The 12839-nt window shown below is 67.9% G+C and carries 16 protein-coding genes; 9 read left to right on the top strand and 7 right to left on the bottom strand.

The features are described 5' to 3' along the window. Positions 1-7: 7 nt before the first annotated feature. Positions 8-1177: an alpha/beta hydrolase gene (locus tag Q8W67_RS05995; protein WP_305542210.1), complete on the top strand. Its 1170-nt coding sequence runs from the start codon at positions 8-10 to the stop codon at positions 1175-1177. A 75-nt stretch (positions 1178-1252) separates the two neighbouring features. Further along, on the top strand, positions 1253-1453 hold the full coding sequence (locus Q8W67_RS06000) for a hypothetical protein (protein WP_305542213.1): 201 nt from the start codon (positions 1253-1255) through the stop codon (positions 1451-1453). 3 nt (positions 1454-1456) lie between these two features. Here Q8W67_RS06000 and Q8W67_RS06005 read toward each other — a convergent pair whose 3' ends face one another. Genes Q8W67_RS06005 through Q8W67_RS06035 form a run of 7 tightly spaced genes read right to left on the bottom strand, consistent with a single transcriptional unit; the run spans position 1457 to position 6943 of the window. Beyond that, positions 1457-2413 carry a YncE family protein gene (locus Q8W67_RS06005; protein WP_305542216.1) on the bottom strand — a complete coding sequence of 319 codons (957 nt, stop codon included), beginning with the start codon at positions 2411-2413 and terminating at the stop codon, positions 1457-1459. Then, positions 2410-2943, bottom strand: a complete 534-nt coding sequence (locus Q8W67_RS06010) for an SRPBCC family protein (protein WP_305542219.1) — start codon at positions 2941-2943, stop codon at positions 2410-2412. Before Q8W67_RS06010 ends, Q8W67_RS06005 begins: the two co-directional genes overlap by 4 nt. Positions 2944-2964: 21 nt before the next feature. Further along, positions 2965-3555 carry a DUF447 domain-containing protein gene (locus Q8W67_RS06015; protein WP_305542222.1) on the bottom strand — a complete coding sequence of 197 codons (591 nt, stop codon included), beginning with the start codon at positions 3553-3555 and terminating at the stop codon, positions 2965-2967. Positions 3556-3558: 3 nt separating this feature from the next. Then, positions 3559-5118 carry a DUF6513 domain-containing protein gene (locus Q8W67_RS06020; RefSeq protein WP_305542225.1) on the bottom strand — a complete coding sequence of 520 codons (1560 nt, stop codon included), beginning with the start codon at positions 5116-5118 and terminating at the stop codon, positions 3559-3561. After that, on the bottom strand, positions 5115-5690 hold the full coding sequence (locus tag Q8W67_RS06025) for a uridylate kinase (RefSeq protein ID WP_305542228.1): 576 nt from the start codon (positions 5688-5690) through the stop codon (positions 5115-5117). The genes Q8W67_RS06020 and Q8W67_RS06025 overlap by 4 nt, the downstream gene beginning before the upstream one ends. Next, entirely contained in the window at positions 5687-6388 is a 702-nt protein-coding gene (locus tag Q8W67_RS06030; protein WP_305542231.1) for a (5-formylfuran-3-yl)methyl phosphate synthase, read from the bottom strand. The genes Q8W67_RS06025 and Q8W67_RS06030 overlap by 4 nt, the downstream gene beginning before the upstream one ends. Before the next feature lie 27 nt (positions 6389-6415). Continuing rightward, positions 6416-6943 (bottom strand): DUF3280 domain-containing protein, encoded by a 528-nt coding sequence (locus tag Q8W67_RS06035; RefSeq protein ID WP_305542234.1) that lies wholly within the window; start codon positions 6941-6943, stop codon positions 6416-6418. Positions 6944-7128: 185 nt separating this feature from the next. On the opposite strand from Q8W67_RS06035, the gene Q8W67_RS06040 reads away from it, so the two are divergent. The 7 genes from Q8W67_RS06040 (at position 7129) to Q8W67_RS06070 (ending at position 12805) form a co-directional block, all read left to right on the top strand. Continuing rightward, positions 7129-8373 carry an ABC transporter substrate-binding protein gene (locus Q8W67_RS06040; RefSeq protein ID WP_305542236.1) on the top strand — a complete coding sequence of 415 codons (1245 nt, stop codon included), beginning with the start codon at positions 7129-7131 and terminating at the stop codon, positions 8371-8373. A gap of 122 nt (positions 8374-8495) precedes the next feature. Beyond that, complete coding sequence (locus tag Q8W67_RS06045) at positions 8496-9479, top strand: YVTN family beta-propeller repeat protein (protein ID WP_305542239.1); 984 nt, start codon at positions 8496-8498, stop codon at positions 9477-9479. 122 nt (positions 9480-9601) lie between these two features. Then, positions 9602-10036: a hypothetical protein gene (locus tag Q8W67_RS06050; RefSeq protein ID WP_305542241.1), complete on the top strand. Its 435-nt coding sequence runs from the start codon at positions 9602-9604 to the stop codon at positions 10034-10036. Then, positions 10036-10278, top strand: a complete 243-nt coding sequence (locus Q8W67_RS06055; RefSeq protein ID WP_305542243.1) for a hypothetical protein — start codon at positions 10036-10038, stop codon at positions 10276-10278. The genes Q8W67_RS06050 and Q8W67_RS06055 overlap by 1 nt, the downstream gene beginning before the upstream one ends. Further along, positions 10275-11024 (top strand): ABC transporter ATP-binding protein, encoded by a 750-nt coding sequence (locus Q8W67_RS06060; RefSeq protein ID WP_305542246.1) that lies wholly within the window; start codon positions 10275-10277, stop codon positions 11022-11024. The genes Q8W67_RS06055 and Q8W67_RS06060 overlap by 4 nt, the downstream gene beginning before the upstream one ends. Before the next feature lie 253 nt (positions 11025-11277). Beyond that, positions 11278-12153, top strand: a complete 876-nt coding sequence (locus tag Q8W67_RS06065; RefSeq protein WP_370693823.1) for an ABC transporter permease — start codon at positions 11278-11280, stop codon at positions 12151-12153. A 13-nt stretch (positions 12154-12166) separates the two neighbouring features. Then, entirely contained in the window at positions 12167-12805 is a 639-nt protein-coding gene (locus tag Q8W67_RS06070; protein ID WP_305542251.1) for a hypothetical protein, read from the top strand. Positions 12806-12839 lie beyond the last annotated feature (34 nt).

The following is a 12839-nucleotide window of genomic DNA, read 5'->3' on the forward strand; positions in this document are numbered from 1 at the left end:
GCCCCTCATGCGTCTCAACGTTCTTCGCGGATCGCTCGCCGCGGGCGTGATCTTGTTTCTGGCCGGAATCGTCTCCGTCGAGGCCGCTTCCCCGCCGTCACAGCCGGCCGAAGGGCCCGGCGGCGTGGGCGACCGCAAGGCGACCGTAGTTAAGCGCCTGCTCGGGCGCGGCGCCGCAACCACCTTCGCGTTCTATTCTTCCGGCGCTCCCCCCGCGGCCGGCCGCCCGGTCGTGATTTTTCTGCACGGCTGGGGCGTGGTGAACCCGCAGAGTTACGGCGGTTGGATCGACCACTTGGTTCGGCAGGGCTGGCTCGTGCTCGTCCCCCGCTTTCAGGAGGTGAACCGGACGCGCCCATCGGATGCCCCGGGCATCGCCGAGACCCTCGTGAAGTCTGCGATCACCGACCTCGCATCCGATGCCGATGCCAAGCCTGATCTCGCTCGGGTCGCCCTCATCGGGCACCTTGCCGGTGCTGCCGTCGCCATGGACCTGGCTGCGGACGCCAGATCCCACGGGCTTCCGGTCCCGAAATTGATCTTTGCCGCCACCCCCGGGGGCATCGCCAGTGGGCCGAAATCGCGCGGGATCACACTGACAGACCTGTCCGCCGTCGATCCATCCACGATCATTGTCACGATGGTTGGCGACAAGGACACGCGGGCGGCGGACCTGGCCGCGAAGCGCCTCCTGCGCGAAGCGAGCGCCGTCCCGCTCGAGCGCAAGCTGTTCGTCCGCGCCCTATCGGACGACCACGGCTTCCCGGCCCTGACCGCGACACTCGCGGCACCGGCGGGCGTCGACCCGGCCTTCGACGGCGGCGCGATCAAGCAGGGTCCCGAGCCGAAGGATGCGCCTAAGGATACCCCGAAGCCGCCGCCGTTCCGGTGGTCGCCCGAGATGGCGCTCACCGGCGAGCAGCAGACCCTGGTCTCCCAGGTCAACATCGCGCGCGTCGATGCCTTGGACTACCTCGGCTTCTGGAAAACCTTCGACCTCGCCGCCGCGGCTGCGTTCGCGGGTTCCGATGCCATCGCGATCAAGAACAATGCGCGGCTCGCCGACATGGAACGGTGGAGCGACGGCTGGCCGGTGAAGCGGCTGTTCATCGAGACGCCGCGGCCCGCGCCGGCAGCGCAGGCCGGTGCCCCGGCGGCTGCGGCCCGCAAGCGCTGAACTGTTGCGAAAGCCGTGCTTTCCCTTGGCGCACGGCTTGCTGCTCTCACCGTGTGCGCCACGGGGGATGGAATTATGCCCGAGTTCGTCGCCAGCCTGCTCGCCGCGGCTGCCTTCTGCCTGACGCTTCTCGCGCTGAACGCGCTGACGCGGCTTCTGATCCAGTCGCACGTGGCGCCCCTGGATCTCGGCGAGACCGGTTTCCTTCAGATCGGCGGCGCTTTGGTGGTCGCGCACGCGGTCTACCGGCGGGCACCGCTTCGCCGGCCTTACTGATCGTCAGCGCAGGAAATCGCCGAACGATCGCGGGCCGTTCCCGGTGGGGAGCGTCGCCAGCACTTTCAGGCTGCGCGCGTCGAGGACGCTCAGCGTGTTGTCGCCCCAGTTGGCGACGTAGAGGCGTCCCTCCCCATCCGCCGCGATGCCCTCGGGGTGATCTCCGACTTCGACATCGCCGATCGGTTTGAGGGTCACGAGATCGAACGCCGTGACGCTGCCGGCATATTGGTCGGTGACGAAGCCGCGACCCTGCGAGAGCGCGATCACATAGGGCCGCCGCCCGGTCGGGATCCGGCCGATCTCGCGCCCGGCTGCGAGATCGATCACCGAGACGTCGTCGCTCATCACGTTGGCCGTGTAGGCCCGGCCCGCAGCGGCATCCAGGGTGATGCCAAAGGGGTGCTGACCGACCGGGATCACCTTAGTCTGGCGGCGCGCGGCAGCGTCGACAATTGAGACCGAGTCGGCCTCGCGATTGGCGATGTAGAGTGTCGCTCCGTCGGGGCTCACCGCGATGCCGGAGGGTGAGGCGCCGACTTCGATCTCGCCGTCTGGGGCGAGTGCGCCGTTGCGCTCGGTCAGGACAAGAACCCGGTGCCCGTACCAGTCCGCGACGTAGACCGTGCCGCCGCGCGGATCGGCGGCGACCCCCAACGGTCCGCCGGGCAGCGCCACCTCGGAGACCACGCGGCCCGCATCGAGGTCGAGCACGGCGAGGCCGTGCCCCTCGGGCCGGGTCACGTAGGCGCGCTTACGGTCGGGCGACAGCGCGATACCGGCCGGCGCCCCGTCGACTGGAATGCTGCGCACCACCTTACCGGCGGCGAGATCAACGACCTCGACGGCACCGCCGAGTTGGGCGGTGACGATCGCTTCCCGCGCCGGTGCGGCGGATACGGCCGTCGCGGCCAGGGCGAGGCCTGCGGCGAGCGCCGCGCGGCCCCGGTCGCGCTTCACGAGCCCTTCTCGACCTTGGCCTTCAGGTTCGCGAGGCTAGCCTTGATCCAGTCGCCGACGCCCTTTTCCGAGGCCTCGTCGTTCAGTTCGGGCGGCGGATCGTTGTTCATGTAACCGCGGTAGAACGCCGCCTTCCACTCGACCTTGGACTTCGCATCGCCCGCTGGCTCGACCGTGATCGTCGCGGAATAATCGTTGGCCGGCAGATCCTTCACATCGACCTTGTCGATGTAGTACGAGAACAGCTTGTCGTCGGGCTTGTACTTGTTGCTGGTCTCCTGGATCTGGTCGCCATTCTTGAGCGTCAGCACGCGCTTGAACTTGCTCGTCACGTCGCCGCTGACCTCGGTCTTGGTGACGTTCTGCATCCAGTCGGCGTTATTCACGTCGCCGAGGACGGCCCAGACCTTGTCGGCCGGCGCGTTGATCTCGATCGACTCGTTGATCTTGCGACGTGTCGGGCCGTGGGCCTGCGCCGTCGCGGCCACCAGGGCAGCGGTGGCCGCCAGGGCCAGGGTGATTTTCTTCATCTTGTGCTTCTCCTCCCGCCTTCAGCGGTCGTCCCGACCGAGAACACGCGCCTCGGGGCCGAGCGCCGCCGCGACCTTGTCCTCGATCCAGCCCCAGGCCTCGCGCTCGCGCGGTCCCGCGGTCTTGCCGACGGCGATGGCGAGGTAGGCCATCTCCGTCAACACCTTGTCCGGCTCCAGCATGTGGAGCCGGGTCGAAAGGATGGCGGCTTCCATTACCGCGGCCTGCGCCCGGTTATAGCCGATGAACGGCGCGTGCGCGGCACTGTGGACAATACGACCGCGGAAGCGCGGCCGCGTCTCGTGGTGCTCGACAGCCGCGACCTCGAACTCCGCGTGGCCGAAGCTGTCGGCGAGACGCCGGCCAGGGATTGCCGCGCATGCCAACGTCGGCCACTCGCGCCGACCCGTCACCGCGCCGGCGATGACCCGGATGTCGCGCGGGCTTGAAGCGGCGAAACACGGGTTCGCTTCGAGGTTGACGATGGTCGGAGACGGGCGAAACGGCGCCAGCACGTAGCCCTCGTCCTCGCCGATCAGCCCGAACGGAACGAGATGAAGCTCGCCGGCGTCCGACAGCGTGGTTACGATCGTCTCCAGGATCAACGGCATCGTCTAAGACCTGTCCGCCGGCACGACGCGTCCGCAGACCAGTTTGACCGACGGCTTTGATCGGTCCGGGACGGCCGCGTCACGGGCCTCCGACCGCGAGATCGTCTCGGGCGCCACCGCGTCGGTCTCGGGCTTGACGGCGCGCGCGTCGCGGGTGCCGGGCGGCGGTGCGTCCGGCCCGGAATGGCGGGTGTGACCAGCCTTCTTGAAGGCGGTGGAATCCTCCACCTCCGCGTCGGCCGCGCAACCCCAGTCGAGGGGCTCGTCCTGGACATAGCGCTTGCCGAGCCGCCAAGCGGTCTCGGCCTTTGCGAGTTCCGCCCCGAGATAGAAGGCATGGGCACCGTCGCTCGCCACGTCGAGATCGGGGAAGAAGGCCATCGCGTCGGTGCCGACCCTGTGGACATCGCGGTTGTAGACGTGGATCCCGTCCTCCGCGACGGCGATCCGGTAGTTCGGATCCCGGACTTCCGCTGCGGCCAACGCGATATCCTCGGCGGTCTGCACGAAGGGACGCTTGTCGTGAAGGGCCAGCAGCGCCCGCCCGTAGCCTTTGGGCAGGGCAGAGTCCGCTTTTGCCGCATACATCACCCGCCGCGCGGCGTCGTGCTCCTCCACGGTGCGGCGGGTGTGGTTCGAGACCTGCACGATCAGTACGTTGCGGATCGCCAGCTCGGAGCACATCCCGATCAGGAGCGCGGTGATGCCGAGCGAATCCGCCTCGGTCAGCTCCGTGAGGTTGCCGGTGCCCATCATCATCTCGATGTCGGGCCAGCGCACGCGGGTATCGCGGTAACGGGCGATGGAATCGACGAAGCCGTGGTGGATCGGCTCCAGGATCGGGTCTGCCAGGAACGGGCGCCCGGCCTTCAGCATCCGCTCAATCGCCCGGTCGAGGGAGAGCGGGTCGTCAGGGCGCAAAGGTACCAGAACCGGCACCGCGTCGGTCTCGAAGGCGAGGTCGAGCGTGTCGATATTCAGGCTGAGCAGATAGTCCGCCCCGGCATGGGCGCCCCTGGCGAGTTCCTCGCGGGAGAAGGAATCGACGCTGACCTTCAGGCCCGCGCCCTTCAGCGCCGCCACCGATTCTTCTAGGTGGGGGAAGGTCGTGTCGGGCAGTCCTCCCAGGTCGATCACGTCGGCGCCGCGGCGGGCGAGATCGAGTCCCTTCGCCAGGATCTGATCGGGCGTCATCTTCGAGGCGTCTACGATCTCCGAGAAGATGCGCAGATCGTGGCGCGAGAGGTCGATCTTGCGTGCCGCGAGGCCGAGCCAAGCCGGCAGATCCACGACCTCGTCGGGGCCGCGCTCAACCGGCATACGGAAATGTTCGGTGAGTCTGGCGACATCCGCCCGGCATCGGCCCGGAAGGATGATCCGGGTCGCGCCCTCGGGCAGCTCGACCCGTCGGCGGATGATCTCTTCGGTCATCAGCGCGGCGACCTTCACGCCGGCATCCGCGATGCTCCACCGAATGGTGGTCGGCAGGCCGGCCGCGACCTTCTCCAGCCGCGCCCGGGCGAGGCGCCCGGTGATGAAGACGATGTGCTCAGGGTGGCTCACGCCGCCGCCCTCCGCTCGACCGCGACCTTGCCGGTTGGTCCCCAGATCTCGATGACGCCGCTGTAGCGCGACGCGAAGGCCGGGAACGCGGCGTCCACCAGCCCGGCGGCCGCCAGAGTGGCCGGGAGGTGGCCAGGGCGCGCGTCGACCGACTTCACCAGGATGCAACGCGCCGCCCGCAGCTGTGCCGCGAGCCAGATCGCGAGGCTGTCGGAGGTGACGTCCCAGCTCTCGGGAATCGCGGGATGCCCGGCGCGCAGGACGGCCGGGTCCCAGACACGCACCACGGCATCGGACGGTTCGTTCCAGGGTTCCGTGCTGCGCGCGAGGCGCGGCTCGATCCTGCGGAGGGCGTCAGCCATGCGGCCCATGGCATCGAGCGCCCGGCGATGGGCCTCGGATTCGTCGAATCCGGCGCGGGTTTGGGCGTCGCGCACGGCATCCGCGAAGGCGCCCCCGCCCGGCACGACGACGCAGCGGCCGTGGACGCCATCCGCTAGGGCCGCCAGCAGGGCGCGCCGGCGCTCCGGGTCCGCCGCGAGGCTGCCGCCGATCTTGACGATCGTGATCACGCCGCGTCCCGGCGGCTCAGGCGCAGGGTGCGCAAGGCCTCGGCCACCCGCAGCGGATCGATGCCGTTGCGGCGGTCGAAGTCGCGGCAGAGGCCGCCGCGGAAGCCGAGATAGTCCGTGCCGTGCGCTAACAGCCCGGCAATATCGGTGACCCGGAGCGAGCCCGCGAGGCCACTCATCAATCCGTGGGCCCTGCACACCGACGTGAACGCGGAGAGCTCCGCTGGCCCGGCTAGATCCGGCAGGCGCACGCCGGACTTGCCCACGGTGTCGATCATCGCGCCCGCGAAGCCGGCCTTCGCCAGCCTGGGCACCAGATCCGCCGTGGGCCCATCCTCTGCGAACAGTACGGCGATCAGCCGTCCGGGCGAGGCGGCAGCCAGGGCCGCGAGAGCAGGGTCGTCGGATCGCTGCACCGGTCCGAGGCCGGTCTTCACCCAGTCGACGCCGGTCTCGGCCATTGCGGCCACGGCCGCCGGGGAGGCCTCGGCCACGGCGCTCGTGGAGGCGGCGCCCGCGATGCGCGCGACGATGTCTTCCACGATGCAGATTTCGAGGGCACCGAGCGCCCCGCGCTCGGGATCCTTGGCGTCGATCAGGTCTGCACCGGCGAGCTGGGCGGCCTCGGCCTCGGCCGGGTCGCGGACGCTGACGAGGAGCCGGGGCGGGGAGCCGGGCGAAAGGGGAAACGCGGACACGGATTTCTCAGGACTCGCGGATAAGCCTCACGACTTGCCGGGCAGCGGCTCGGCGAGCAGGCGGTTCTTCACCACCCAGCGCATGGCGTGCGCCCAGGTGTCGTCGGTGTCGGCACGGATCGTCACCTGCCCGCCGCGCACCACCTTGCCGGTCTCGGCCTCGGCGATGGCGACGCTCAGATTGAAGATCTGCCCGGATCCCTTCTCCACATAGCCGGTCACGACGAGGTCCGCACCCAGGCTCTTGGCGATGTCGGCCGCGCAGCCATTGCACTTGTAGAGCGGCCCTTCCTTGGCGACCACGTCCGACTTGGGCGCCGTATCGACGATCTCCAGCCCGGCCTGATCATGGAGGGCGTTGCGCAACTCGTCGGTCACGAGGGTGAGCTTCTTGGTGTCCACCGGCCTCACCCGCGTCCCGTATGAGGCCCCGGGGTCGAACAGCTCCACCGGGAACACGGCGGCCTTCTCGGCCGCGACGGCCCTGATCGGGCCCGCGATCCCGAAGGTCAAGAGACCGCAGGCGCTTACCGCGCACAGGGACAGATGGCGCATGCTAGGGGATCCCTCTCGACGATCCGCGCCGCGTCGGCCGGCGGCGTCGCTGCCGATATAGGTCGGGCGAAGGGACAATTTGGCAATGTACTTCGCCGCACAGGTGGCCCACGACGCGAACGTGAACGCCCGAACAAAGAGCCGCGGTTGAGCGGCCGGAGCGGAAGCTGATAGAGGCCGCGTACATGCACGATCCTGCACACGAGATGGCCCTCCCGCGCGCGACGCGCCCGGATTTCCTGCGATCGACGATCGCCGCGGGCGCATTCCTGGTGCTGGCCTCTCCGGTGGCGCGGGCGCAGCAGCCCGCACCGCAGCCGATCGACACGCATGTCGGGCTGATCTACCGGCCACAGCCCGCACCGTCCTCGTACGACGCCGAAGCCGCACCGGAGGACGAGGGTCTGGCGGGCGCCAAGATGGGCATTGCAGACAACAACACCACCGGCCGCTTCACCAAGCAGACCTTCGCGCTGGACGAGATCGCCCTGGGCGACGAAAGGCCGGATGCCGTGGCGGCCGCCAAGGACCTCGTGGCCAAGGGCTTACGGTACCTCGTCCTGGCGCTGCCCGCCGATTCGGTGCTGGCAGTGGCCGACGCGGTCAAGGACACTGGCGCCGTGGTCTTCAATGCCGGCGCCTCCGACGATCGCCTGCGCGGCACCGATTGCCGCGCCAACGTGTTCCACGTCGCTCCGTCGCGGGCGATGCTGACCGACGCACTGGCGCAGTATCTGACGGTTATGCGCTGGCGGAAGATTTTCCTAATCGTCGGGCCGACGGATGCCGACAAGGCCTACGCGGACGCTCTGCGCAACTCGGCCCGGAAATTCGCGCTGAAGGTCACCGCCGAGAAGCCCTGGACCTTCGGGCCCCTGGCCAAGGCGCGCGGCGACACCCCCACGCGGGCGGAGGCGATGGTCTTTACCCGGGGCCTCGATTACGACATGGCGATCGTGGCCGACGAGGAGGGGGACTGGGGCGACTACGTCTCCTACCGCACCTTCGATCCGCGCCCGGTGGGAGGCACGCAGGCCCTGACCCCGACCACTTGGTCGCCCGTCCTCGAGACCTGGGGCGCCGCGCAGGCGCAGAACCGCTTCCGGCGGCTCGCCTCACGGCTGATGCGCCCGCTCGACTATCAAGTCTGGGCGGCGGTGCGGACGGTGGGCGATGCCGTAACCGCGAAGAAGACCAACGATCCGGCGGTGCTCGCGCCTTACCTGGTGGATCCGGCCTTCAACCTGCCGGCCTACAAAGGCGTGTCGCTGAGCTTCCGGCCGTGGGACCACCAGCTGCGCCAGCCCATCATCGTCGTGCAACCGAAGGCGCTTGTCTCGGTCGCGCCCGAGCAGGGCTTCCTGCACCAGCGCACACCGCTGGACACGCTTGGGGTCGACCTGCCGGAGACGACCTGCAAGTTTCAATGAACGCTGCTCCCTGCGGCGTTGGCGAGCGGCCCACGCCCTCGCAACGCGCGGAGAACGCACTACAATCGCGCGCTGAGAATGTCCTTCGAGGACGCCGGAAAGTCGCAAGGGAAGGGAATCGGATGAACCGCCGCTTCGAGGCAGGTCTGAGTGCGGTCGCCGTCGGTGCGTGGTTCGCCCTGTGCGGGCCGGCCGCGGCCAACACCGTCTACGTCACCAATGAGAAGGGCAACTCGGTCAGCGTCATCGACACGAACACGATGGCCGTCACCGGGACCTGGAAAGTCGGGCGGCGGCCCCGGGGGGTGACCGTGTCGAAGGACGGCAAGGAATTGTTCGTCTGCGCGAGCGACGACGACCGCATCGACGTGCTGGATACCAGCTCCGGCAAGGTCGTGCGCTCCCTGCGCTCCGGCCCGGATCCCGAGCAGTTCATCCTCGATTCCTCGGGCAACCCGCTCTACGTCGCCAACGAAGATGACAGCCAGGTCACGATCATCGACATCGAGAAGAACAAGGTGCTCGCCGAGGTGCCGGTGGGCGTCGAGCCGGAGGGGATGGGCCTGTCGCCGGACGGAAAGATCCTGGTCAACACCTCTGAAACCACCAACATGGCTCACTTCATCGACACGAAGACCTTTCAGGTGATCGATAACGTGTTGGTGGACGCCCGCCCGCGCTTCGCCGAATTCACCGCCGACGGGAAGTTCCTGTGGGTTTCCGCGGAGGTCGGCGGCACGGTCAGCGTGATTGACGTGGCGCAGCGCCGGGTCGTCAAGAAGATCACCTTCAAGATCCCGAGCGTGAACGACGAGGCGATCCAGCCGGTCGGCATCCGCATCACCAAGGACGGGACCAAGGCCTTCATCGCCCTAGGTCCTGCAAACCGGGTCGCTGTGGTCGATGCCAAGACCTACGCGGTCGAGAAATACCTGCCGGTGGGCCAGCGCGTCTGGCAGCTCGCCTTCACGCCGGACCAGAAGATGCTGTTTACGACGAATGGCACGTCCAACGACGTCTCGGTGATCGACGTGGCTGCCGAGAAGGTGGTCAAAAGTATTCCGGTCGGGTTGCTGCCGTGGGGCGTGGCGATCTCGCCCAACTGATCGTTCGGAACGGACAGCGGCCTGCCGGGCGCCTTCCGAAAGCCGCGTCCGATCCGGAACCCGGTCGGACGGGCCAAGCAGACCATGACCGCGAGATCGGCGGCACAACGGTAGGAACCGACATGAGGCGGACGTTTCGGATCGCATCCCTCGCTCTCGCCGGCCTGTTCGCGGCCGGTCCCGCGGGCGCGCTCGACCTGACCAAGAAGCGGGAGAACCTGCCCGACCTCGTCCTGGGTGACGATCAGGGCAACGACTTCACGGTCGAGAACAAGGACATCAGCCTCGAATCCGGCAAGGCCTATCGGCTGCGCATCGTCGCCAAGGGACATCAGGAATACAAATTCTACGCGCCGGAGTTTTTCCGCTACATCTGGCTCAATCAGATCGTCATCGAGCACAAGGAGATCCATGGCGGCGGCGCGCCCGATCACTTTGAGTTCGACGATCCCGGCGAGATCGCCGTGGAGTTCGTCGCGATCAAGCCCGGCACCTACAAGTGGGAGGCGCGCGGACTGGAAGCTAAGGGCATGACCGGCACGCTGACGGTGAAGTGATGCGCGTGTTCCTCGTTGCCTGCACCCTCCTGCTCCCGGCTCCGGCCATGGCCGCGGACGATGCCTCGGCCTGCGCCGAGGGCATCACGATGATCCGCGACTCGCTCGCTCTGAACCCGCCCGAAGCCGCACTGCCCAAGCTGAAGAAGGCTTTGCGCGTGGCCGAGCGGGAACAGAAAGAGGGCGAATTAGACGAATGCCTCGAAGCGGTGGCCGAAGCCCGGAAGGTCCTGGGGCGATGAGCGCCGGGGAGGTGCCAGCACTCTTGGTCGAGCATGTCGGCCACCGCTTCGGCACGCGCGCGGCCCTCGACGACGTGTCGATCGCGGTCGAGCAAGGTCGGTTTGCCGCGCTGCTCGGACCGAACGGCGCCGGCAAGACCACGCTGTTCTCGGTGATCACCCGACTCTACAACAATCAGACCGGACGGGTCTCGATCTTCGGCCATGCCCTTGACCGCGAGCCGTCGCGGGCGCTGGCCCGGCTCGGCGTGGTGTTTCAGGCGCGGACCCTCGATACCGACCTGACCGTCGAGCAGAACCTGCTCTACCATGCCAGCCTTCACGGCATCACCCGTGGGGCGGGTAAGCTCCGGGTGGGCACGTTGCTCGACCGGGTCGGGCTTGCGGACCGGCGTCACGACAAGGTCCGCACGCTCTCTGGCGGTCAGTCACGCCGCATCGAGATCGCCCGCTCGCTGATCCACCGCCCGGACTTGCTCCTGCTCGACGAGCCCACCGTCGGGCTGGACCTGGAGTCGCGCGCCGACATCGTGGCGATCGTTCGCGCCCTGGTGCGCGAGGAAGGGCTATCGGTGCTCTGGGCCACTCATATCTTCGAAGAGATCGCTCCGGAGGATGACGCGGTCGTGCTGCACCGGGGCCGAATCGTCGCCCGGGGCCGCGCCGGGGATATCGGGGCACCGGGGGAGGGGCTAGCCGATGCGTTCCGCCGCCTCGTGGCCGAGCCGGGGCGAGCGGCGGCATGATCGCTGAATCACGCCAGCGGAAGCCGGCACCCTCGCCGTACTCCCTTGGCGAGGGTGCATTCCCTCCGGAGCGGGGAGGGAGAGGGGCGTTGCAACGCTGCAGGACGTGGTTGCCGTCGCGATCTCCCCGGATGCGTCTCTCCACTCCTGCGGGCCTTCGTCCCGGCCCGATCCCTGCCGACGCAGGGTCCGACCTCTCCCGCAAGGAGAGGAGGGAAGGCCCCTTGCTGGACATGGGCATGCACGCATGACGATGCCGACGCCACGTTCCCTAGCAACGTCGCAAGGAGCCCCAGCCCGGATCGGGCGCCTTGACGCGGTCGGCTACCTGATCTGTCTCGGCGGCATCGTTCGCCGGGAATTGCTTCGCTTCTTCAATCAGAAGGAACGGTTCTTCTCCGCACTGGTGCGGCCGCTCGTCTGGCTGTTCATCTTCGCGGCGGGCTTCCGCAACACGCTCGGGGTTTCGATCGAGCCGCCCTACCAGACCTACGTGCTCTACGAGGTCTACGTGGTGCCCGGGCTTGCCGTGATGATCCAGCTGTTCAACGGCATGCAATCGTCGCTCTCGATGGTCTACGACCGCGAGGTCGGCTCGATGAAGGTTCTGCTGACATCGCCCTATCCGCGGTGGCTGCTGCTTCTGGCCAAGCTGATCGCGGGCGTCTCGGTCTCCATTGTGCAGGCCTACGCGTTCCTGGCGGTCGCGTATTTCTGGGAGACCGATATCCCGCCGCTTGGATACCTGGCGGCGCTGCCGGCCTTCCTGGCCTCGGGGCTGATGCTGGGGGCGATCGGTCTGTTCCTGTCCTCCCTAGTGCGCCAGCTCGAGAACTTCGCCAGCGTGATGAACTTCGTGATCTTCCCGATGTTCTTCGCCTCCTCGGCGCTCTATCCCCTGTGGCGGATCCGCGAGTCGTCGGAGTCGCTGTATTGGATCTGCGAGCTGAACCCGTTCAGCCACGCGGTCCAGCTCGTGCGCTACGCCCTCTACATCCAATTCGAGCCGGTCGCCTGCGCCGTCGTGGTCGGCGTGACCCTGGCTTTCTTCGGCATGGCGGTCATCGCCTATGATCCCGGCCGCGGCATCATGGCCCGGCGCGGTGGTCCGGCCGGCGATAATTCTTGATGGAGCCCGCTCGATGAACCGATTTGCCCTCCACTTTGTCGGCCCTGCGCTCGGCCTCGCGCTCCTGGCCGGACCAGCGCTCGCGCAGCCTCGGCAGGATCCGGACTGGCCCTGCGTCCAGCGCAAGGTCGGGAGCTTGAGCCCCGGCCAGTTCTGGACCGGGCCCGATATAGCCGCGGCGGGCGATTGGGGCGCCGACAACGATGCCGCAGTGCTAGCCCAGAAGATCGCATCCCGCCGGACCGAGCTATCCCAGGTCGGGCCGCTCCTCGACGCCTACGTCGAGAAGCTCGGTTCCGACAAGGACGCGAAGGACAAGGCCCTGACCCGGGTCTATGCGGGCGTATTCGAAGTCATCAACGGCGAGCGCGACAAGGTGATGGGCGGGATCTCCCGCTACGCGCAGGGCCAGCGCCGGATGGCGGAGCGGATCCGCGACGAGGCTGACAAGGTCAGCCAGACCAAAGATGCACCGAGCGCATCGGACGCCACCGAGTTGCCGAAAGATCAATCGGATCTCGAGACGAAATTCGCCTGGGACCGGCGGATCTTCCAGGAGCGCAGCCAGTCGCTGACCTATGTCTGCGAGGTTCCGCAATTGCTCGAGCAGCGGCTCGGCGAGATTGCCCGCATGATTCAGGCGCACCTCTGACCGGTGGCGTGGACCGCGGGCGCTCACATTGCCT

This window comes from Methylobacterium sp. NEAU K, from assembly GCF_030700285.1.
Classification (GTDB): domain Bacteria; phylum Pseudomonadota; class Alphaproteobacteria; order Rhizobiales; family Beijerinckiaceae; genus Methylobacterium.